The organism is Acinetobacter sp. YH01006 (assembly GCF_013420445.1).
In the GTDB taxonomy this organism is placed as follows: Bacteria; Pseudomonadota; Gammaproteobacteria; order Pseudomonadales; family Moraxellaceae; genus Acinetobacter; species Acinetobacter pseudolwoffii.
This window is the reverse complement of sequence record NZ_VOYB01000079.1, coordinates 1-1,151: the sequence shown is the minus strand read 5'-3', so window position 1 is coordinate 1,151 and position 1,151 is coordinate 1. Positions and strand designations below refer to the sequence as shown.

The window sequence follows — 1,151 nt, the reverse complement described above, 5'->3', positions numbered from 1 at the left end:
GTGCGACAGACGTCATACTAGATATCAAGCGACTTCTCCTATCCCCTGGGAACACATCAATCTTACCGGAGAATATCGTTGGCCAAAGCCTTAGCGTAGGATTTCGCCCTCTCCCGCAAACGACCCCAATTTGATAAAGAACATTGTATGAAATAAAAAAGAGAAAATCATAAATATTTGAAAAATAATAATAAATAAAATTGGCATGCAAGTTGCAATAATCTTATGGAGAATATGAGGATTTTGGTATGCAGCAACTCAATGTAGAACAGCCTCCTTGCTTTATTCATGTTACAGGGACTCAGCGTGACAAATATATCGAATTTGAATTTTCGATAGGTGATCCAGAGTTAGCTGTAGAAATGATTATGCCAGTCAAGGCTTTTGAAGAATTCTGCGCACACCATCAAGTACAGCACCTAAGTACGGATGATTTTGCAAAGATTGAATATGACCGCATGAAGTGGCGATTTGGACAGGCCGGTATTAGAGAATAAAAACTCTAGTCTTTATTAAAAAATCAGGAAGATTTATATGCAAATTGATATTAAAACATCTTCAGTTAAGCCTTTAAGAAATACTTATGCTTATATTGAAAAAAGATTTGGTGATAAACCAGCTTCACGTTATCAAGAAGCGACCTACGATATTCAGGAAGAAATTAATTTTCATTACAAACCTTTATGGCAGCCTGAATTTGATCTTTACGATAAGGGCCGTACTGTAATCCAAATGAAAGATTGGTACGTGCTTAAAGATCCTCGTCAATTTTATTATGGGGCTTATACCCAAACTCGAGCTAAACAACAAGAGATTTTAGAAAGTAATTTTACGCTTGTTGAAAAACACGATTTATTAAGAAATATTTCTGAAGAAATTCTAAACAAAGTAACGAAATTACTACTCCCACTTTATTGTAAACAAGACATTTTTATCTTTTATATTCAATGGCTTATTTTCCTGCTAATTGGTAATACCATGAAAAATACCATGCTCAGAAAAGGCTTAACAATATTTTGAAAAATTGCCTACTGAGCGCTGCCGCACAGCTCCATAGGCCGCTTTCCTGGCTTTGCTTCCAGATGTATGCTCTTCTGCTCCTGCAGCTAATGGATCACCGCAAACAGGTTACTCGCCTGGGGATTCCCTTT

The 1,151-nt window shown here is 36.6% G+C and carries 2 protein-coding genes; both read left to right on the top strand.

The window, feature by feature from the left end; genetic code table 11:
- Positions 1-248 precede the first annotated feature (248 nt).
- Entirely contained in the window at positions 249-497 is a 249-nt protein-coding gene (locus FTT73_RS16145; protein WP_006581702.1) for a phenol hydroxylase subunit, read from the top strand.
- 37 nt (positions 498-534) lie between these two features.
- On the top strand, positions 535-1,020 hold the full coding sequence (locus FTT73_RS16140) for a hypothetical protein (protein ID WP_006581703.1): 486 nt from the start codon (positions 535-537) through the stop codon (positions 1,018-1,020).
- Positions 1,021-1,151: the final 131 nt, after the last annotated feature.

Coding starts and splice junctions, on each gene's coding strand:
- FTT73_RS16145 (WP_006581702.1), top strand. CDS start 249: ATGCAGCAACTCAATGTAGAACAGCCTCCTTGCTTTATTCATGTTACA.
- FTT73_RS16140 (WP_006581703.1), top strand. CDS start 535: ATGCAAATTGATATTAAAACATCTTCAGTTAAGCCTTTAAGAAATACT.